General features: G+C 69.1%; 15 protein-coding genes and 1 tRNA gene (1 of these 16 cut by a window edge). 12 read left to right on the top strand and 4 right to left on the bottom strand.

The window, feature by feature from the left end:
- The 5 genes from scpB to OIE53_RS11860 all read left to right on the top strand — a co-directional run bounded on the left by scpB (window position 1) and on the right by OIE53_RS11860 (window position 4,111).
- Window positions 1-849: an SMC-Scp complex subunit ScpB gene (scpB, locus tag OIE53_RS11880; protein ID WP_327026663.1), complete on the top strand. Its 849-nt coding sequence runs from the start codon at window positions 1-3 to the stop codon at window positions 847-849.
- Window positions 836-1,606, top strand: a complete 771-nt coding sequence (locus tag OIE53_RS11875) for a pseudouridine synthase (protein WP_327026662.1) — start codon at window positions 836-838, stop codon at window positions 1,604-1,606. The genes scpB and OIE53_RS11875 overlap by 14 nt, the downstream gene beginning before the upstream one ends.
- 149 nt (window positions 1,607-1,755) lie before the next feature.
- Window positions 1,756-2,436, top strand: coding sequence for a (d)CMP kinase (gene cmk / locus OIE53_RS11870; RefSeq protein WP_327026661.1), 681 nt, complete (start codon window positions 1,756-1,758; stop codon window positions 2,434-2,436).
- Entirely contained in the window at window positions 2,433-3,836 is a 1,404-nt protein-coding gene (der, locus tag OIE53_RS11865; RefSeq protein WP_327026660.1) for a ribosome biogenesis GTPase Der, read from the top strand. The genes cmk and der overlap by 4 nt, the downstream gene beginning before the upstream one ends.
- A 201-nt stretch (window positions 3,837-4,037) precedes the next feature.
- A tRNA-Pro gene (locus OIE53_RS11860) sits at window positions 4,038-4,111 on the top strand.
- A gap of 112 nt (window positions 4,112-4,223) precedes the next feature.
- Here OIE53_RS11860 and OIE53_RS11855 read toward each other — a convergent pair.
- The gene (locus OIE53_RS11855) at window positions 4,224-4,934 is read right to left on the bottom strand and encodes a tyrosine-type recombinase/integrase (protein WP_327026659.1); all 711 of its coding nucleotides are present in this window, start codon (window positions 4,932-4,934) and stop codon (window positions 4,224-4,226) included.
- Window positions 4,855-5,928: an SNF2-related protein gene (locus OIE53_RS11850; protein ID WP_327026658.1), complete on the bottom strand. Its 1,074-nt coding sequence runs from the start codon at window positions 5,926-5,928 to the stop codon at window positions 4,855-4,857. The genes OIE53_RS11855 and OIE53_RS11850 overlap by 80 nt, the downstream gene beginning before the upstream one ends.
- A 245-nt stretch (window positions 5,929-6,173) precedes the next feature.
- On the opposite strand from OIE53_RS11850, the gene OIE53_RS11845 reads away from it, so the two are divergent.
- Complete coding sequence (locus OIE53_RS11845; RefSeq protein WP_327026657.1) at window positions 6,174-6,404, top strand: hypothetical protein; 231 nt, start codon at window positions 6,174-6,176, stop codon at window positions 6,402-6,404.
- 337 nt (window positions 6,405-6,741) lie between these two features.
- A complete protein-coding gene (locus OIE53_RS11840; protein ID WP_327026656.1) occupies window positions 6,742-7,371 on the top strand; it encodes a DUF1707 SHOCT-like domain-containing protein in 630 nt (209 codons plus the stop codon).
- Window positions 7,372-7,516: 145 nt separating this feature from the next.
- On the opposite strand, the gene OIE53_RS11835 is transcribed toward OIE53_RS11840, so the two are convergent.
- Together OIE53_RS11835 and OIE53_RS11830 are read right to left on the bottom strand one after the other, a co-directional pair.
- A complete protein-coding gene (locus OIE53_RS11835) occupies window positions 7,517-8,152 on the bottom strand; it encodes a methyltransferase (RefSeq protein ID WP_327026655.1) in 636 nt (211 codons plus the stop codon).
- A 1,415-nt stretch (window positions 8,153-9,567) separates the two neighbouring features.
- The gene (locus OIE53_RS11830) at window positions 9,568-10,122 is read right to left on the bottom strand and encodes a transposase (RefSeq protein WP_393339512.1); all 555 of its coding nucleotides are present in this window, start codon (window positions 10,120-10,122) and stop codon (window positions 9,568-9,570) included.
- Between the two features lie 643 nt (window positions 10,123-10,765).
- On the opposite strand from OIE53_RS11830, the gene OIE53_RS11825 reads away from it, so the two are divergent.
- From OIE53_RS11825 to OIE53_RS11805, 5 genes are all read left to right on the top strand, one after another.
- Window positions 10,766-11,620, top strand: a complete 855-nt coding sequence (locus OIE53_RS11825) for a 3-hydroxyacyl-CoA dehydrogenase family protein (protein ID WP_327026654.1) — start codon at window positions 10,766-10,768, stop codon at window positions 11,618-11,620.
- A gap of 64 nt (window positions 11,621-11,684) precedes the next feature.
- Window positions 11,685-12,755 carry an HAD-IIIC family phosphatase gene (locus OIE53_RS11820; protein WP_327026653.1) on the top strand — a complete coding sequence of 357 codons (1,071 nt, stop codon included), beginning with the start codon at window positions 11,685-11,687 and terminating at the stop codon, window positions 12,753-12,755.
- 16 nt (window positions 12,756-12,771) lie between these two features.
- On the top strand, window positions 12,772-13,044 hold the full coding sequence (locus tag OIE53_RS11815) for a phosphopantetheine-binding protein (protein ID WP_327026652.1): 273 nt from the start codon (window positions 12,772-12,774) through the stop codon (window positions 13,042-13,044).
- On the top strand, window positions 13,037-14,176 hold the full coding sequence (locus tag OIE53_RS11810; RefSeq protein WP_327026651.1) for an acyl-CoA dehydrogenase family protein: 1,140 nt from the start codon (window positions 13,037-13,039) through the stop codon (window positions 14,174-14,176). The genes OIE53_RS11815 and OIE53_RS11810 overlap by 8 nt, the downstream gene beginning before the upstream one ends.
- 89 nt (window positions 14,177-14,265) lie before the next feature.
- Window positions 14,266-19,858: the 5' portion of a non-ribosomal peptide synthetase/type I polyketide synthase gene (locus tag OIE53_RS11805; protein WP_327026650.1), read on the top strand. The gene runs 4,343 nt beyond the window's last position; the window shows 5,593 of its 9,936 coding nt (coding positions 1-5,593); it begins with the start codon at window positions 14,266-14,268; its stop codon lies beyond the right edge, outside the window.

The following is a 19,858-nucleotide window of genomic DNA, read 5'->3' as shown; positions in this document are numbered from 1 at the left end:
ATGACCCACGAGGAACGTGGCGATTCGCTGGCTGACCAGGCCGCGGCCTGGATCCCACCCTGGCAGCGCCCCGCCCCACCCGCCGAGGCCGCCGCCCCCGACCGTGACCCGGAGGACGCGGGTGTCGTAGGTGCTGCGGCGGCGGGTTCCTCGGGGCAGATGACGGAAGCGGCCGACGAGGCCGGGTCGGCTGCCGACGGGGCGACCGCCGAGCAGACACCGAGCGGGACGGCCGGTGCCGCAGTGGTGCGTCGGCAGCGGTCGGGGCGGGGGCGGCCGGCACCGGAACCGGCGCCGGTGCTCGAGGACACCGAACTGCGCGGCGCCCTGGAGGCGATCCTGCTGGTGGTGGACGAACCGGTGAGCGAGCTGACCCTGGCCCAGGTGCTGGAGCAGCCGCCGGAGCGGATCGGCCCGATGCTCGACCAGATCGCTGCCGGCTACACCGCCGCCGGTCACGGCTTCGACCTGCGCCGGGCCGCCGGCGGGTGGCGGTTGTACACCCGGCCGGAGTACGCCACCTACGTGGAACGGTTCGTCCTCGACGGGCAGTCCGTGCGCATCACCCAGGCCGCCCTGGAGACCCTGGCGGTGGTGGCCTACAAGCAGCCGGTCACCCGCTCCCGCATCTCGGCCATCCGCGGTGTCAACTGCGACGGGGTGATCCGTACCCTGGTCTCCAGAGGGCTGATCGAAGAGTGCGGCACCGAATCCGACAGCGGGGCGTTCCTGTACCGGACGACCACGATGTTCCTGGAGAAACTCGGCCTCAACAGCCTCGACGACCTGCCCCCGCTGGCCCCGTTCCTCCCCGACGACGTAGAAGAGCTTGCCGATGCATCGCGATAACCGCACCCCCTCACCCGACGCGCCCGTCTACACCGGCCCGGAACGCCTCCAGAAGGTGCTCGCCGCCGCCGGTGTCGGCTCCCGGCGCGCCTGCGAGGACCTGATCTTCCGTCGGCGGGTGACGGTCAACGGGCGGGTGGCGCAGCTCGGCGACAAGGTCGACCCCGCCACCGCGGTCATCCATGTCGACGGCGAACGGCTCCAGGCCGACACCCGGCTGGTGTACCTGGCCATGAACAAGCCGCGCGGAGTGGTCTCCACCATGGCCGACGAGAAGGGCCGCACCGCCCTGGCCGACTTCCTCGGCAACCGGGTAGAGCAGCGGGTCTACCACGTCGGGCGGCTCGACGCGGACAGCGAGGGCCTGCTGCTGCTCACCAACGACGGCACCCTCGCGCACCGGCTGATGCACCCCTCCTACGGGGTGCAGAAGACCTACCTGTGCGAGGTTTCCGGGCCCATCCCGCGCAACCTCGGCAAGCGGCTGGCCGCCGGCATCGAACTGGAAGACGGGCCGGTCACCGTGGACGGCTTCCGGGTGGTGGACTCCCTGGGGCGTACCGCCCAGGTGGAGCTGAGCCTGCACGAAGGGCGCAAACACATCGTACGGCGGCTGCTCGCCGAGGTGGGGCACCCGGTGAGCCGGCTGGTGCGTACCGCCATCGGGCCGATCCGGCTCGGCGACCTGCGCAGCGGGCGGACCCGACGCCTGACCAACGCGGAGGTCGCCGCCCTGTTCAAGGCCGTGGGTGACTGACCGCGCGGTCGCGGGTACCGCGGGGGGTAGGCTCGCGGACGGCCCGGCGGGCCGTGGGGTTCGGCGCCGGGCATCATTGGACATAGCTGGCAACCGCTCGCGTCCGCCGCTGACGGCGGATCGTGAGGTACGGGCTGAGGAGGACAACGGTGGGAGAAAACATACCGGTCGGACGCTGCGTCGTCGCTGTGGACGGGCCGTCCGGTTCGGGTAAGTCCACCGTCTCACGACGGCTCGCGACCAGCCTGGCCGCCCGCTACCTGGACACCGGCGCGATGTACCGGGCCGTCACCTGGGCGGTGCTGCGCTCCGGCGTCGACCTCAACGACGCCCACGCCGTGGCCAAGGTCGCCGGCGAGGTCGACCTGCGCATCGGCACCGACCCGGCCGGCTACACCGTGACCGCCGACGGGGTGAACGTCGAGGCCGAGATCCGGGGCGCCGACGTGACCGCGGCCGTCTCCGCGGTGGCCGCCGTACCGGCGGTGCGGGCCCTGCTGGTCGCCCGGCAGCGCGACATGATCGCCAAGGCCGGCCGGATGGTGGTCGAGGGCCGCGACATCGGTTCCGTGGTGGCCCCGGACGCCGACCTGAAGGTCTACCTCACCGCCTCCGCTGCGGCCCGGGCCGCCCGGCGCAGCGCCGAGAACGCCGCCGACGTCGCCGCCACCGCCGCCGACCTGGCCCGCCGCGACCAGTTGGACTCGACCCGCAAGGCCGACCCGCTCGCCCAGGCCCCCGACGCCGTGGTGCTGGACAGCACCGAACTGGGCATCGACGAGGTCGTGGCCCGACTGCGTGAGCTGCTAGCCGAGCGGGGCGTGGCATGAGCAACGACGACGGCTGGGTGGAGCTGCGGGAACCGGACCTCGACATCGAGGAGCCGACCGGCCCGCAGCCGGTGGTGGCCGTGGTCGGCCGCCCGAACGTCGGCAAGTCCACACTGGTCAACCGGATCATCGGCCGCCGCCAGGCGGTCGTCGAGGACGTCCCCGGGGTGACCCGCGACCGGATCCCCTACGACGCACAGTGGTCCGGCCGGACCTTCACCGTGGTCGACACCGGCGGCTGGGAACCGGACGCCAAGGACCGGGCCGCGGCCATCGCCGCGCAGGCCGAGACGGCCGTGGCCACCGCCGACGTGGTGGTGTTCGTGGTCGACGCCACGGTGGGCTCCACGGACGTCGACGAGGCGGCCGTGAGGATGCTGCGGCGCAGCGCCAAACCGGTCATCCTGGTCGCCAACAAGGCCGACAACACCTCCGTGGAGCTGGAGGCCACCTCCCTGTGGTCCCTAGGCCTCGGTGAACCGCACCCCGTCTCGGCCCTGCACGGCCGCGGCTCCGGTGACCTGCTCGACGCCATCATGGCCGCGCTGCCCGAGGCACCCAAGATCGTGGAGAACCGCCCGCGCGGTCCCCGCCGGGTGGCCCTGGTCGGTAGGCCCAACGTCGGCAAGTCCAGCCTGCTGAACCGCTTCTCCGGCGAGGAACGCGCCGTGGTCGACTCCGTCGCCGGCACCACTGTCGACCCGGTGGACAGCCTGGTCACCATCGGCGGCGAGACCTGGCACCTGGTGGACACCGCCGGGCTGCGCAAGCGGGTCGGCAAGGCCAGCGGCACGGAGTACTACGCCAGCCTGCGTACCGCCTCGGCCATCGAGGCGTCCGAAGTGGCGGTGGTGCTGCTCGACTCCAGCGAGCCGATCAGCGAACAGGACCAGCGGATCCTGTCCATGGTCACCGAGGCCGGTAGGGCGCTGGTCATCGCCTTCAACAAGTGGGACCTGGTCGACGCCGACCGCCGGTACTACCTGGACAAGGAGATCGAGCGGGAACTGCGCCGCATCCCGTGGGCGATCCGGTTGAACCTGTCGGCGATGACCGGTCGGGCCGTGGACAAGCTGGCCGCTGCCCTGCACCGGGCGCTGGACAGCTGGGAGACCCGCATCCCCACCGCCCAGCTCAACGCCTGGCTCACCGCCCTGGTCCAGGCCACCCCGCACCCCGTACGCGGGGGACGGGCACCGAGGATCCTGTTCGCCACCCAGGCGGGCGTGGCCCCACCCCGGTTCGTGCTGTTCACCACCGGCCCCCTGGACGCCGGCTACCAACGCTTCGTCGAGCGCAAGCTCCGCGAGGAGTTCGGCTTCGAGGGCAGCCCCATCGAGATCTCGGTACGCCCCCGCAAGAAGCTCGGCCCCGGCGGCCGGGGCAAGGCACACGGCTGATCGCTGTTCTACCCGGGCCCGGGTGTCGAGGCTGCTTGCCTCCGCACCCGGGCCCTTTGCTGCCCACCCATCTTCCTAGGATGCTTTAGGGGTGGTGGGCTGTTCGTCGAGGCGGCGGTATGGGGGTGGGGGCTGTGCGACGGATGGGGGAGGCTGCGCTAAGCTGTACCGGCTGCCGCGGGCAAGGTCCGGCGGTGGCAACGGGACGTGGCGCAGCTTGGTAGCGCACTTGACTGGGGGTCAAGGGGTCGTCGGTTCGAATCCGGCCGTCCCGACAGAGTTTCAGCAGGTCAGAGCCTTGATTCACTCTGGTGGGTCAGGGCTTTTTGCTGTCTCGTCTCACAATTCATCACGTACGCGCGTACTGCTGAAATCCGGGTGTGAGAGCTACCCGAACAGCCCGGATTCGAGGTGCTCGGCGGCCACCTTCAGGTGGCTGCTGTCGGGGTGGACGTAGACCCGCTTGGCGAGGGTGCCGCCGTCCGCGTGGCCGGCCCAGGCCGCGAGAACGACGTCGGGTACTCCGGCGGCGGCGAGGTAGGTCAGGCAGGCGTGTCGGGCGTCGTACGGTCGGACCTTGCGGACCCCGACCTTGGCCATCAGGCCGTACACCCGGCGGCGGAGCCAGTCGGTGCGCTGCCCCTCGCCGATCTCGTTGACCAGGACGTAGCCGCTGCCGATGTAGGCGTCGCCTGCCTTCAGGCGTTCCTTCTTCTGCTGGGTCTGGAACGCCTTCAGCGCCTTCGCCACGGTTGCCGGCATCGGTAGGCCGCGTTGGCCAGCCGCGGACTTGGCCTTCTTCTCCTCGACCTCGCCGTCGACGAGCGTTCGTGTGTTGTCCCCGGCGGCGATGGTGCCTGCGTCGAAGTCGACATCGGACCAGCGCAGCCCGCACACTTCGGCCGGTCGGAGGCCCATCAGTGACAGCAGGCAGACGGCGTACAGGCGTTCGCCGGTGATGCCGGTGATGCCGGTGATGCCGGTGAGGAATGTCTTCACCTCGTCCTGGGTCCAGGGCTTACGCTTCGCCCGTTCCTCGATAGCGGCCTTCGCTGCTGCTCGGGGGATGGTGACGTACGCGGCGACGTTGCGCACCACGAGCTGACGACGGACCGCCACGTTCAGCGCGGTCCGGAGTCGGCCCAGCGTCAGGCGCACCGAGCGGACGCCAAGTCCCGATCCGGGCTTGCCGCCACGCCGCCGGCCCTCTGTCAGCATCCAGTCGATAAAGGCTTCGATGTCTGCCTCGTTGACGTCCTGGAGCGGCTTCCCGCCGAGTCGAGCCCGGACCGGTAGGAGCGCGTCCCGGTAGTTCGAAGCCGTGGCCTTCTCCACGTCGCGGGTGGCGGACAGCAACCGCCTCATCCACGATCAGGATGTCGAACGCATACCGTCGAGCGGTCTTCGTGCTCGCCGCCTGCGCATAGATGTCACGCAGCATCCGCTGGGCGCGCACCTGCGGCAACCACGCCATGCTCACAATCACCCGCGGGTACAGCTGGAACGGGTTCGCGTGTAGGCCGTACCGGCGCCGTACCTCGCGCATCATCTCGCTGTTGATGATCGTGAAGTCGAGGCCGAACTTGTCCCGCATCTCATCCTGCCACTTCAGTGCCAGGCTCGGCGGGCACACCACGATCGCGGTCCGCGCCCGGTGCCGCAGCAGCAGCTCCTGCACCACCAAGCCGGCCTCGATGGTCTTGCCCAAGCCGACGTCGTCAGCGAGCAGCAGGTTCGTCCGGGGCGAGGACAGTGCCCGTCGCAGCGGCTCCAGCTGGTACGCCTCCACCGCGACCCCGCTGTGGAACGGCGCCTGCACGCTCCGGTCATCCGCCGAGGTCACCGCACCCCAACGCATCGCGTCAACGAACCCGGCAAGGGTGTTCGGATCGTCGAAGGCGTCCGGGTTGACCTGCGTCGGCAGACCCTGAGCGGGCGTGACGGTGTGACCGACCTCCAACTCCCAGACGACCGTCAACTCCTCACCCAGCCGGTCCTCGTCGAGCGCCTGCAGGGTCACGGCGTGGTTCAGCGAGGCAACCGCCTCGTCCGCAGGGCTGCGCGGCAGTCCCTGCTGCTTGACCTGAGCCACCGCCCACGTCGAACCGCGTACCTCGACAACTTGACCCGGCTCAGGAACGAGTGTGCCCGACGGCGATCACCGACGCCGGCCTGGTGCTGTGGATGGCTCTCCCGACTCGCTGTGGCCGGGTGGGCGCGCAGCACCTCCTGCGCGCGTTGGGCTGGCCCCCGTACTCCGCCTCGACATTGAGCCGCGCCACGGCATGCTCGTCATCTGCTCGGCCAACGACGGCCGCTACCAGGTGGGCAGCCGAGGTGACCTGGCCATTCTCGGCGAATGCCCGGCAGATGTGCCGCATCGGGCCCGGAAAACCCGTGATGTTCGCCGCTATCGTCACGCACGATCTGCTCGTCGTGCATCTCGTCAGCACGTCGTACGCCTGCTCGCCGACCTGCATACTCACCTGGCGGGAGCCGGCAATGAACGCTGACCACGTCGCTGCCGCTCGCCAGCCAGGTTTCTGGCTCACCTGGGCGTCACGGTGACCGATCTACAGGCTCACCCCGCTATCCCTGCCGTTCTGCCGACGGTCGCCGAGTACCTGCCCCGAGTTGTCGCCGCTGCCGGGCCCGGAGCACGCCGCACCCAGCAGCCCGACCCTACCCCGATCGCCGCCTAACATCAAACCGGATCCAGCGATGGTCGTCTTCTACACCACCAGCGCGGACGTGACCGATCGGCCCTTGACCCTTGGCCTTGGTGTCTCTGGCGCCGACAGCGTCTGTACCAGGTGAGCGACCTCCACACAGCACCGTTGTTGCCGGCTCGGCCGGTCGTGAACCACTCGACGAGCGGTGGGTGTGGGCCGGTAGGCTCGACAAGGTGGAGATCGAGCCTCGCCCTGAGCAGCTGTCACGGAAACCGAGTGAGCTGGAGCAGGAGGCCGCCGCGACGGCGCTGCAGGAGGCGGTCGGCGAGGGCCGGCTGACCCTGGAGGAGTTCAGCGATCGGGTCGGGGCGGTGTGGGCGGCCGAGCGCATCGAAGATCTGGAGCGGGCGATGGCCGGGGTGGTGGTGGAGCCGCCTCCGGTCGGTAGTACGCAGACCGTGTCGACCGTGGTCGCGATCCTTGGCGACCAGCGGCGGGTGGGGCGGTGGCGGTTGCCTGCCCGGCTGCGGACGTTCAGCGTGCTCGGCGATGTCCATCTTGACCTGCGTACGAGTGTCTGCGCCGAGGCCGTCGTGGAGATCGAGGCGTGGAGCCTCCTGGGTGACATCAAGATAACGGTGCCCGACGGGGTGGATGTCGAGCTTGCCGGGTTCGGGTTGCTCAGCGACCGTGAACTTCAGCTGGCCCCGATCCCCCCGGTGCCGGGAACACCGCGGATCCGGATCCGGGCGCACACCCTGCTGGGCGATGTACGAATCCGATCGACGGGCTCCGGCAAGGACGTAGCGGGCTGGCGCCGCTGGTTACTGGGCCAGCAGTCGTCACCGGGCGCCGGCCAGTAACCGCCGCCGCCACCGACGGTAGAGAGGCGCTGACCAGGCCGTCGGGGACCGGTGTACCTGGCCGCCAGCCCGCCCCACCCGCCCGAACCGCTCCGCCAGCATCTACCGCGGACGGGCTCCGGTTGCGGGCTCTTCCTCCTCGTACTCAGAGCAGCTTGAACTCGTAGATCGAGGATTCGACGTGGATCATTCCTCGCTCGTCTGCGGCTGCGGCGATGGCAGGGGTCCACCCGATCAGCGTCCCCGGGATCTCGATCCGGTTCGAGTGGTGTTTGCGCGCGGAGAAGCCCATCCGCACCGCGAGGGCCACGATGGAGTACGGATCACCCATCGTGTCGCTGGTGTTCATGAAGACGTGCCCGCCGGCTGCGAGGTGCGGTTTCACCTCCTGGAAGAAGCGCTGGTGGAGGGTGTAGCCCGGGTCGAACACCGAATGCTCGATCGGCCGGTCGTAGACGCGGTCCTCCCTCGCCCTGACGAGGGGCGGGTTGGACACGATCAAGTCGAAGACGTCCTCGGGGCCGAGTTCGTGGAACAAGTCGCTGGTCAGCGCCTCGACCTTGTGTCCGACGTCGTGCGCCTTGGCGTTGAGTTCGGTGTTGGCGACCGCGGCCGGGTTGATGTCGGTCGCGACGACGCGTTCGCAGCCGCCCATGGCGGCGACCACGCTCGTCACGCCCGCTCCGCACCCGATCTCGAGGAACCGGGTGCCGGGACCAAGGGGCAGCGCGGAGGTGAACACCTCGGTCGCCGGATCGGGAGGCCACACCTCGGGCAGCACGGACCAGGTCGATCCCATGAGCTGTTTGGTGCCGCCGACCTTGATGAGCGAGTCGGCCTGGGCGACCAGCCAATCGCCGACGTCGTCAGCGAACGTTCGGTCCATGATTCTTCCTCGGGGCTCGGTCTGTCATTGACGCCGGCGGCACGTGACGCCAGTTGCCCGGTCGGGTTCAAGTACCTGCCGAGCCCTGCGCCGGCTGGGGGAACGGTAACCGCCCCCCGGTGTTGTTGCCAAGCAGTCAGCGGTGCCGCCGGACCGGCGAAGGCGGAACGGGTGACCGACGGCCGGCGGCCTGCCAAGCGGTGAGCGGCGCTACAGATCTTGAATATCCAGGTTCGTCCGATGTGGTCTGGGTGATGGCCTTGGGTGGGGGTAGCTCGATGGGGTGAGGTGTCCCGATGGTGGTGGGTTGTCCGCGTGGGCGGGCGAAGCGTGGGTCGGTGCGACATCAGGCTGCCGGGTGGTTCGCCGAGGATGTGTCGGTGCCGGAGGTCGCAGACCGCGGTGTACGGGTGGCGGGCTGGTGGTGAGCAGGCCCTGGCCTCGAAGGGGCCGGGTGGGTCTCGGTGCCGGCTGGATGAGGGTCGGCTGCGGCGGCTGGCCGATGCTCTGGAGCAGGGCCGGCGGCGGATGGCTTCGGTAGTGATCAGTGGTCAGCTGGCGGCGGGAGACGTGGCCGGTGGGAAAACGGTAGCGGCGCAGCGGCAGGCGCGGCTGGCCTTCGGGGACGAGGCCGGCCAGACGCTGCCCGCCGAAGGCACGCACCTGGGACGGCGCGGGCATACCCCGGTGGATCCGGTGTCGGGCAGAGGATCCGGTCGCGTCTCGATCGCCGGGCTGACCCGTTACCGGCCTGGGCAGCGGTCCCGGTTGATCTACCGGACGATCGTGCACCGCGGTCGCCGGAACGAGTGCCGTAGCTTCAGCGAAACGCGACTACATCGCCCTGCTGGATACCGCCCCACCAGCAGCTCAACGGCCCGATCGTGTGCGTCTGGGACAACCTGAACGCCCGCGTCTGCGCCGCCCTGCGGCAGAACCGACTCAAGAGCATCCAATACCGCCACGACCTATTCGACGCCTTCCTCGCGCACACCGGACTGACTCTCGAACCCGACACAACCTGACCATTCGAGATCTGTATGGGTGATCAAGTTGGTTCGGGGTGACGCGGATTCGATACCGGCTTCGCGTGTTGCGCTCGCTCGGAGAATAATTGCGCGTGGAACGCGTCGAGTCCGATGATGCCAATTTCCTGCTTGCCCAGGAGGTCTCGGCTGTCCCCGGGATCGGCCCGCCGAGCAGCGGTGATCGGTGCGCTTTACTCTGACCGTCTGGATTTACAACTCCTAACTCTTTGAGCGGTGGAGTCGGCGCCAGCAGATGATGGCGCAGGCGAGGGTGAGAAAGGCTTAGTGGATGTCGTCGCGGATCTCCCAGCGGATGCGCAGACGGCGGAACCGGTGCAGTAGAGCGATGGTCTGCTCGACGACCCACCTTCGGGCACCGAGTCCGGAGCCGTGTCCTGTTCCGCGTCGGGCTACGACCGGGGTGATGCCCTTGGCGCGAATTTGGCGGCGGTAGCAGTCGTAGCCGTAGCCCCGGTCGGCGTGGATCCGATGTGGTGGTTGCCGGGGTCGGCCGCAGGTCCCTCTGATCGGTGGGATCTTGTCGACCAGGGCATGAGCTGGGTGACGTCGTGGCGGTTGCCGCCGGTCCGGGCCGTGGCGAGGGGGGCTGCCCGCGTCGGTGATGACGTGGTGTTTCGAGCCGGGCTTGCGGCGGTGAACCGGGCTCGGACTGGACTGGGCCGCCCCTTGAGTGCCCGGGCGTGGGAGCCGTCGTTCACCGCCCGAGACACGTCCGGGGTAGCGGTACCGGCGAGGCGGACGGGGTGGCCGCAGCGGTTCGACCTCGGCCCACGACTCGTCGGAGACGATCCACGGCGGCTGCTCACCCCTCCTCACGTGCAGACAGGGCGATCCTCACGTCCGCTCGGTCCCGCCCGACCTCACCGAGTTGGGAGCGGTTTGGACAGTGCGGCATGGTTGCGGCGCCGCGTCATGGTCGGTGCCGTGCGGGGGCGCCGAGGTGGCCGGCCGGCAGGCTTGCGGTCCGTCCGCTGTGTACCGAAAGAATTCGTTGCACCGCTGGAACTCGGCGGATCATCTACGTATATCGACTCCTGCCCGGTTTTGACCGGTAATGCAGTTGGTCCGCAGGCTTTGGCGATGATATGTCCGGGCCGGTCGGGTGTGAATTGTTACCGGCATGATCACTAGGTGGGGTAGACGATGTCGCCCGACCTCGGTCCGCAATTGAGCGACTACCATCCGTAGTAGCGATGCGCCTTTACGGCCCCCCGGGCCCTGTGTATTATCCGTCGCACGAAGTTCTGAACCTGACACAACTAGCAGCGGTGGGTGAGCGAGAGCCGGTTGCCGGGTTCCACTTATTTATGAAGTGGGACCGAACAGCGGGTTAATCGTGTAAGAGGCGCCGGGTCGGTATTAGGCCCAACGTCGTTGCGTAGTGTGCGAAGACGAATGTTGGGAAGACGTCGGTGTGTATACGCGTGCATTTTGCCCCATTACCCGGGGCGGCTAGAGAATGGCGACAGTAGGGGTCGTCGGCGCGGGTGTGATGGGCAAGGATGTGGCCATCACGTGCGCGGCCAACGGTTACGACGTGATCTTGTCCGATCATGATCCCGACGTGCTGGCCGCCGCGCCCCGCGATCTCCGTAAGCTCGTCCGGAAGTTCCGGATGATGTCCCCGGCCGCAGCCGGGTGGAAGACCGACGAGATCCTCGGCCGCATCCGCTGCGGCGCCGACCTCGGCGAACTCGCCGGGGTCGACTGGATCGTCGAGAACATCGTCGAGGACCTGGCCGCGAAGGAGCAGCTTTACCTCGCTCTCCGTGACATCTGCGGCGAGAGCGTGCGGATCGCGGTCAACACGAGCTGCATCTCCATCACCAAGCTCGCCGCCTGCACCCCACGACCCCCGAACGTCGTCGGCATCCACTTCATGAACCCGGTTCCGCTGCTGGAGTGCGCGGAGGTCGTCCGCGGCTACCACACGTCCGACGACACGATCAAGCAGGCCGAGGAGTTCGTCCGGTCGCTGGGCAAACGGTCCATCGTGGTCAACGACATGCCCGGCTTCGTGTCCAACCGGTTGTCGCACCTGTTCATGAACGAGGCAGCCTTCCTGGTGCACGACGGCGTCGCCGAGCCGGAGCAGGTCGACGCCATCTTCAAACTCGGGTACGGGCACAAGATGGGGCCACTGGAGACCGCCGACCTCATCGGCCTGGACACGGTGGTCAACTCTTTGAACGTGCTCTACGAGGAGTTCCAGGACAGCAAGTTCCGCTGCTGCCCGACGCTGAAGAAGATGGTTGCCGCGGGCCTGCTGGGGCGCAAGAGCGGCCAGGGGTTCTACACCTACGCGGGCCGCTGAGCCCACCCGCGCCACCGAACTTCCGCACACCGCTGAAACACCTCCCTGAGTCACTGATGCAGTCATGCACTGCCTCGCCGAGCAGCGATCCCCTGGAGGACTCCGATCTATGAAGATGGTGAAGTGCGTCGTCTGGGACCTCGACGACACGTTGTGGCACGGCACCCTGTCGGCCGGCGCCGACCTCGTCCTCCGCGACGGCGTGGTCAACGTGATCAAGACCTTGGATGCCCGCGGCGTCCTCCAGTCGGTGGCCAGCAAGAACAACCACGATGACGCGGTGCGCAAGCTCGAAGAGTTCGGCCTCGCCAAGTACTTCCTCTACCCGCAGATCAACTGGAACAGCAAGTCCAGTTCCGTCGCGGCGATCCGGGAGAAGCTGAACATCGGCATCGACACGATCATGTTCGTGGACGACCAGCCGTTCGAGCGCGACGAGGTCGCCTTCGTCCACCCGGACGTCGAGACGGTCGACTCGGCGGAACTGGGCACGATGCTCTCGATGCCGCGCCTGTCGCCCACGGTGGTGACCGAGGACGCCGCCCGACGCCGGCAGATGTACCTGGAGGATCAAGCACGCAGCGAGGCGGAGCTCGCCTACCAGGGCGCCTCGGACGAGTTCCTCAGCGGGCTCGACATGATCTTCACGATCTCCCGGGCGAAGGACGGCGACCTGCTGCGGCTCGCCGAGCTGACCGAGCGCACCAACCAGCTCAACTCCACTGGCATCCAGTACTCGTACCAGCAGCTCGAAGAGCTTATGGACAGTCCCGACCACGACCTCTGGGTGTGTGAGCTGACCGACCGCTACGGCTCGTACGGCAAGATCGGCGTGGCGTTGGTGGAGAAGCAGGACGACCGCTGGACGGTCAACCTCCTGCTGATGTCGTGTCGGACGGTGTCCAAGGGCGTGGGCACGGTCCTGCTGTCCTTCTTGTTGCACCGGGCCGCCGAGAACGGCAAGCGCTTCTTCGCCCGCTTCCGCCGTACCGACCGGAACCGCCAGATGTTGGTGACCTACCAGTTGGCGAACTTCCGTGTGGTGTGGCGCGAGGGCAACGACTACCTGTACGAGAACGATCTAGCAGTCCGCCAGGAATACCCCGGATACATTGAGGTCAAGATCGATGCGTGACGAGATGGTGGCGAACATGGCAGACGTGATGGTGGCGGATGCTGCGACGAAGATCCGGGGATACCTGCGGGAAAACATGACCGCGTTCCAGGACGTCGAGTTGGACGACGAGGAGAACATCTTCGAGCGTGGTTACTTCACGTCGTTGTTCGCCATGCAACTCCTGCACTACGTGGAGTCCACATTCGACATCGAGGTCCCGGACGACTACATCATCCTGCGCAACTTCAGTTCGGTCCGCCGTCTCGCGGACATGGTCGGTGAACTGAAGGCTTCGGCTGGTGAGTGACACGGACCGGTCCGACGTCATCGCGCGAGCGAGATTGTTCGCCGAGACCGAGTTGGCTCCGCGGGCCGCGGAGTTCGACCGTGACGAGTTCCTGCCGCAGGATGTCATCAAGAAGATGGCGGAGCAGGGTTTTCTCGGCGCGTCGATCCCGACGGCGTGGGGTGGACTCGGCCTCGATCCGCTGGAGTACGGCGACGTCACCGAGGCGATCGGCAAGGCCTGCGCGTCCACCCGGGCGTTGCTGACCGTCCACACCTCCATCGTGGCCGGGACGCTGCTGGATCTGGCGTCGAAACGGCTCAAGGGCAAATACCTCGCCGCCCTTGCCCGCGGCGAGAAAATCGGCTGTTTCGCGCTGTCCGAGGAAGGCGCGGGGTCGGACGCGGCCTCGGTCGCCACGTCCTACATCCGGAAAGGCGACTCGTTCGTCCTCAACGGTCGTAAGAAGTGGATTTCCTTCGCCGATATCGCCGACCTGTTCCTGGTGCTGGCTTCCGACAACGGCGTCCCGAGCGCGTTCATAGTGGAGCGCGACATGCCCGGCGTGCGGACCTGGCCCATGTCCGGCTTTCTGGGCAACCGCGCGACCCACATCGCGGAGGTCGAGCTGGACGACGTCGAGGTGCCGGCGGAGAATCTCATCGCGGGTATCGGCGCGGGCTTCGGCTTCGTGGTGAACACGGCCCTGCTGCACGGCCGGTACAGCATCGCGTGGGCCGGCGTCGCGCTGGCGCAGGCGGCGTTGGAGGAGATGTGCTCCTACGCGACGCGACGTGAGCAGTTCGGGGTCAAGATCGGCACGCAGCAGTTGGTGCAGAAGATGGTCGCCGACACGGTCACCAACGTCGCTGCGGCCCGGGAGCTGTGTCGCAGCGCGGGCCGGTCGCTCGCGCAGCGCCACGCCGACGCGACCACGGAGACGATCATCGCGAAGTACTTCTCGTCGACGATCGCCCAACGCGCGACGTCGGACGCGGTCCAGGTGTTGGGCGGGAACGGGTGCTGGTCGGGATACCCGGCGGAACGCCTGTTCCGGGAGGCGAAGATCCTCGAGATCATCGAGGGGACCTCCCAGTTGCAGCAGATTTTGATCGCCGATGTCGGCTACAAGAAGTTCTCCCGGAAGGCCTAGGCGATGAAACCCTGTCCGATCCCGCACGTCGGGAACACCCCGGAGAGCGTCATGGCAAGCACCCCGTGTGACCGGGTGGTGAGGCGCCGGTGACCATTCCCTGGATCCTCGGCGCGCCGAGCGAACAGTCGCTGCGCGACCTCGCCGGGCGGGTGCACGACCTCGTCGAGAACAGCGGTGCCGACCCCGTGGACGTGAGCCGCACGCTGGCGGCCCGACCGCCGCACGCGCACCGGGCTGTGCTGCTGGGCGGCGACGAACTCGCAGCGTCGTTGCGCCTGCTCGCTCAGGGGCGGCCGAGTCCGCACGTGGTGCGGGGAACGGCTGCGGCCGTGGCCCGCCCGGCGTTCGTCTTCCCCGGCCAGGGCGCGGTCTGGCCCGGTATGGCCGAGGAGCTGCTCGACTCCGCGCCGGTGTTCGCCCGGCGCGTCGAGGACTGCGCCGACGCGCTGGCGCCCCACGTGGACTGGTCGCTGGTCGACGTGCTGAGGTCGGACTCCCCGGACCTGTACCAGCAGACCGACATCGTGCAGCCGGTGCTGTTCGCGATCATGGTCGCGCTCGCCGAGCTGTGGCGGTCCTACGGCGTCGAGCCACACGCGGTCGTGTCGCACAGCATCGGCGAGGCCGCCGCCGCCCACGTGGCCGGGGCGCTGTCCCTGGACGACGCCGCGAAGACCGCCGTGCTGTGGAGCCGCGCCCAGTCGACGCTGGCCGGCCGGGGTGGCATGGCCGTGGTGGCGCTGCCGGTGCACAAGGTGACCTCGTGGTTCGCCGAGCACGGCCACGACGTCGACGTCTCCGGCGTGATGGCGCCGCGCACGGTGGTGGTCTCCGGTGACAGCGCAGTGCTCGCCCTCGCCGCCGAGCAGTTGCGCGTCGCGGGTGTCTACGCGCACGTGACATCCGTGCCGCTGGCCGCGCACTCGCCGCGCGTCGAGGAGGTACGGGACACCGTGCTGACCTCGCTCGCGTCGATCAACCCGCGAACCTCGGACATCCCGTTCTACTCGGGTATGACGGGCGGGAGGTTCGACACCGCCGGGCTGGACGCGGAGTACTGGTACCACAACCTGCGTCGGCCGATGCTCTTCGAGAGCGCCACGAGGGCGATGCTGGCCGACGGCTACCAGGCGTTCGTCGAGCTGAGCGCGCACCCGGTGCTGACCCTGGCCATGCGGCAGACCGTGGAAGCCGTCGGCGCGACGGTGCCGGTGCTCACCTCCCTGCGTCGCGACCAGCAGCGCATCGAACACTTCCTGACCTCGCTCGCCGAGGCGCACGTGCAGGGTGTCGCGGTGGACTGGGAGCCGGTGCTCGCCGGGCGTGGCCGGCCGATCGACCTGTCCGACCTGGACCTGCCCGCGTCGGCCGGCTCCGGTGCGCACACCGCGCCGACCCGGCCGGCCGGTGTCGGCCCGTCGCTGGCGAGCCTGGTGTCCGCACAGGTCGCGGGCGTGCTCGGGATCGGCCCCGAGCTGGCCCGGGACGACCACACCAAGAGTCTGTTCGAGCTGGGCTGCACGTCGATGCAGTTGATCGAGCTCCAGAGCGGGCTGGCCCGGGAACTCGGCGTCTCGCTGGAGAACACGTTCATCATCGACCACCCCACCGCGGACGCGCTCACCGTCGAGCTGGCCCGCCGGGTCGAGCGGGGTCGCGAGCCGACCGACGCGCGCGCCGCCGCCCCGGCGTCGCCGGGCCCGTTCTCCGCGGAGCCCATCGCGGTGGTCGGCATGGCGTTCCGGCTGCCCGGTGGCATCAGCACACGGGACCAGCTCTGGGAGACGTTGAGCGGCAGGGTCGACGTGGTGCGGGAGGTGCCCGCCGACCGGTGGTCGCACAGCGCCCTCGACACCAGCGAGGTGACCACCACCCAGGGCGGCTACCTCGACCAGGTGGACCAGTTCGATCCGCTGTTCTTCAGCATCTCACCGGCGGAAGCCGAGTCGATCGACCCGCAGCAGCGCCTGCTGCTGGAACTGACCTGGGAGGCGCTCGAAGACGCCGGGATCAACCCGGTGACGGCCGGGCGGGGCCGGCGCGTCGGTGTCTTCGTCGGTATCTACAACAACGACTACGCCCAGGTCGGCAAGAACCTCGGTCACTCGGCCGAGCGGTACACCTACACCGGGAACATGGCCAACTCGGCGGCCGGGCGGATCTCCTACAGTTACGGCTTCGAAGGTCCCAGCCAGGCGATCGACGCGGCCTGTGCCTCCTCGCTGTACGCGCTGCACCAGGCCGGACGGGAACTCCGGCAGGGCGGCTGCGACATGGTCGTCGCCGCGGCGGTGAACCTGATCCTCAGCCCCGAGGGCCACGTGTCGTGGTCGCGGCTGCAGGCGCTGTCCCCGACCGGGCGGTGTCGCAGCTTCGACGACGGGGCCGACGGTTACATCCGCAGCGAGGGCGGGACGGTCGTCATCCTCAAGCGACTGTCCGACGCCGAACGCGACGGTGACGACATCCTGGCCGTGATCAGCGGATCGGCGATCAACCACAACGGTCAGAGCGGTGGTTTCACCGTCCCGAACGGCGCCGCCCAGCAACGGGCGGTCGAGGCCGCGATGGCCGAGGCGGGCGTCGGGATCGAGGACGTCTCCTACGTCGAGGCCCACGGATCGGGTACGCCGATCGGCGACCCGCAGGAACTCAACGCCCTGGCCCGGGTCTTCGCCGGCCGGACCGACAAGCTGTACGTCGGCAGCGTGAAATCCAACCTCGGGCACCTGGAGTCCGCGGCGGGTATGGCGGCGCTGTGCAAGGTGATCGTGTCGATGCAGCACGGCCGTCTCCCGGCCACCCAGCACTTCCGTGTGGGCAACCGCCTGATCGATTGGGACGCCATCCCGATCGAGGTGGTGGCCGACGAGATCGCGTGGCAGCCGACCGGCGGCCGGCGGCGCGCCGGGATCAGTTCCTTCGGCATCAGCGGCAGCAACGCCCACATGATCGTGGAGGAGTACCAGCCGAAGCCGCGCCCCGCGCCGGTGACGTCCCCCGCTCTGCCGCGTCTGCTGCCCGTCTCGGCGAAGTCGGACGCGGGGCTGCGCACCGCCCTGCGGAACCTGGCCGAGTGGAGCGAGGGCACGACCGCCGACCTCGCCGACATCGCCCACACGCTGGGTGCCCGACGAGCGGGCCTGCGACACCGGGCGGCACTGGTCTGCGACTCCGTCACCGGCATCCCGGCCGCGGTCGAGGCGGTGCTGGCCGCCGGGACCAGCCGTGACCAGGTAGACCCGGGCCAGGTGTTCGTCTTCTCCGGCCAGGGCACGCAGTACCCGGGCATGGCGCGGGAGCTGTACCAGCACGCCGAGCTGTTCCGGCGCGAGTTGGACGAGATCGACCGGGTGTTCCGCCGGATCGGCGACGTCTCCCCGATCGAGGCCATGTTCGGCGACGACGAGGCGACGTTCCGGTCACCGCGGTACACCCAGCCAATGATTTTCGCGGTCGGGTTGGCGCTCGCGCGGTACTGGCAGGCGCTCGGCGTCACGCCGTCGGCCGTGATCGGCCACAGCATCGGCGAGTACGCGGCCGCCTGCTTCGCCTCCGTCATGAGTCTCACCCAGGCGGTCGACCTGGTGACCCGCCGGGCGCGGGTCGTGGCGGCCTCGACCGGCGACGGCTCCATGGCGACGCTGCTGTGCTCGCGGGAGCGGGCGGAGCAGCTCCTGGCCGACTACCCCGACGTCTCCGTCGCCGCGGTCAACGCCGCCGAGAACACCACCGTCGCCGGGTCCGCCGAGAGCATGACCAAGGTGTTGAAGGCCGCGCGCAAGCAGCGGATCTTCACCGAGCGCCTGGACGTCTCGCACCCGTACCACTCGGTCCGGATGGCCCAGGCCGCCGACGACCTGTACGAGCAGATCCGGCACCACGAGTTCGACCCGCCGGCCATCTCGTGGATCTCGACGCGGACCGGCGAGCCGGTCACGGCGGACGCGCCGATCGACGCGGCGTACTGGAGCCGGCACCTCGTGGAGCCGGTCCTGTTCCGGGCGGCCGTCGGCGCCGCGATCGGCCGCGGATCGCGGGTCTTCGTCGAGGTCGGCGCGACGGCCACGGTCGGCGGCCTGATCGCGCAGGAGTTCGCGGACACCGCCATCGTCGTCCCGAGCCTGCGAAAGGGACGTTCGGACTGCCGACAGCTGCTGGAGAGCGCGGCTGAACTCTGGCAGTTGGGCCGGGCGCTGGAGTACGACCGGCTGCCCGGCGCGGCCGGCACCCTCGTCCGCGACCTGCCGCGCACGCCGTTCGACCGGCAGCGGATCTGGTACTCCGACCGCGCCCCCGCGCGCATCGACGTGGCGCGGTCCGCCGTCGCCGAACAGGAAGGGACCGGTGTCCAGCGGATGGCCGATCGCGAGCCGGTACTCATGTTCGTCAGGCGGTGCGTCAGCCAGGTCACCGGGGTCAGCCTCGACGCGATCGACGAGTCGGTGCAGCTCTTCGCGCTGGGCATCGACTCCCTGATGCTCGTCCAGTTGAGCAAGCGCCTCGAGGCCGAGTACGCCATCGACATCCCGAACAAGGCGTTCTTCGAGTCCCTCTACACGCCCGGCCTGCTGGCCGACTTCGTCCTCGAACACCGGCCCCGCGAGGTGGCGCCGGTGCCCCCGGCGGAGCCCACGGCCACCGCGGTCCCGCAGCCGCGGGTCGCCGCAGCGCCGGTAGCCGAGACGCGCGGTCGACTCGACCCGGCGGCCCCGCCGGCGCCCGGCGTCGAAGCCATCATCCGGCAGCAGCTGGAGATCATGCAGCAGCAGTTGGTGGTGCTGTCGGGCGCGACGACGGGTGCGTCGGTCGGCACGCCGGTCGCGCCGGCCGCCCCGGAGGTGACGAAGCGCCGCCCGGCGCCCGCCCGCAAGGTCGGCACGTACAGCAACAACATCGAGCTCAGCCAGGACCGGCTCACCGCCGAACAGGGCGCGTTCATCCGCGACTTCGTGGCGCGGTTCACCGCGAAGACCCCCAGTTCCAGGTCGTACACCGGGCAGCACCGCGAGGTGCTGGCGGACTGGATCGCCTCGCTGAACTTCAACCCGAGCATCAAGGATACGGTCTACCCGGTCGTGTCGGCCCGGTCGTCCGGGGCGACGTTCTGGGACTTGGACGGCAACGAGTATGTCGACACCGCGATGGGCTACGGCGTCCACTTCTTCGGCCACCAACCCGACTTCATCCTCGATGCCGTACGCGACCAGCTCGACCGCGGCTACGAGCTGGGCCCGCAGAACCGGATCGCGGGGGAGGTCGCGGAGCTGGTCCACGAGATGACCGGCGCCGAGCGGGTCGCGTTCTGCAACACCGGCACCGAGGCGGTGATGGTGTCGGTGCGCCTGGCCCGGGCCGTCAGCGGGCGGGACAAGGTGGTCAGGTTCCTCACCTCGTACCACGGCAGCTACGACGCCGTGCTGGCCGAGGCCGACGGCGAGGACAGCATCCCCACCTCGATCGGCATTCCGCAGTCGGCGGTCGACGACACGATGGTGCTCACCTACGGCAGTGCCGAGTCGCTGGACCGCATCCGGCGGCACGGCCCCGAACTGGCCGCCGTGCTGGTCGAGCCGGTCCAGTCGCGCAACCCGACGTTGCAGCCCACCGAGTTCCTGCGGGAGCTGCGCGAGATCTGCACGGAGCACGGCATCGCGCTGATCTTCGACGAGATGATCG

The sequence above is a fragment of the Micromonospora sp. NBC_01739 genome (assembly GCF_035920385.1).
Classification (GTDB): domain Bacteria; phylum Actinomycetota; class Actinomycetes; order Mycobacteriales; family Micromonosporaceae; genus Micromonospora.
Note: the sequence above shows the minus strand (reverse complement) of the source record. Positions and strands in the feature narration are given on the sequence as shown.

Coding starts and splice junctions, on each gene's coding strand:
- scpB (WP_327026663.1), top strand. CDS start 1: ATGACCCACGAGGAACGTGGCGATTCGCTGGCTGACCAGGCCGCGGCC.
- OIE53_RS11875 (WP_327026662.1), top strand. CDS start 836: ATGCATCGCGATAACCGCACCCCCTCACCCGACGCGCCCGTCTACACC.
- OIE53_RS11815 (WP_327026652.1), top strand. CDS start 12,772: ATGGCAGACGTGATGGTGGCGGATGCTGCGACGAAGATCCGGGGATAC.
- der (WP_327026660.1), top strand. CDS start 2,433: ATGAGCAACGACGACGGCTGGGTGGAGCTGCGGGAACCGGACCTCGAC.
- OIE53_RS11820 (WP_327026653.1), top strand. CDS start 11,685: ATGCACTGCCTCGCCGAGCAGCGATCCCCTGGAGGACTCCGATCTATG.
- OIE53_RS11825 (WP_327026654.1), top strand. CDS start 10,766: ATGGCGACAGTAGGGGTCGTCGGCGCGGGTGTGATGGGCAAGGATGTG.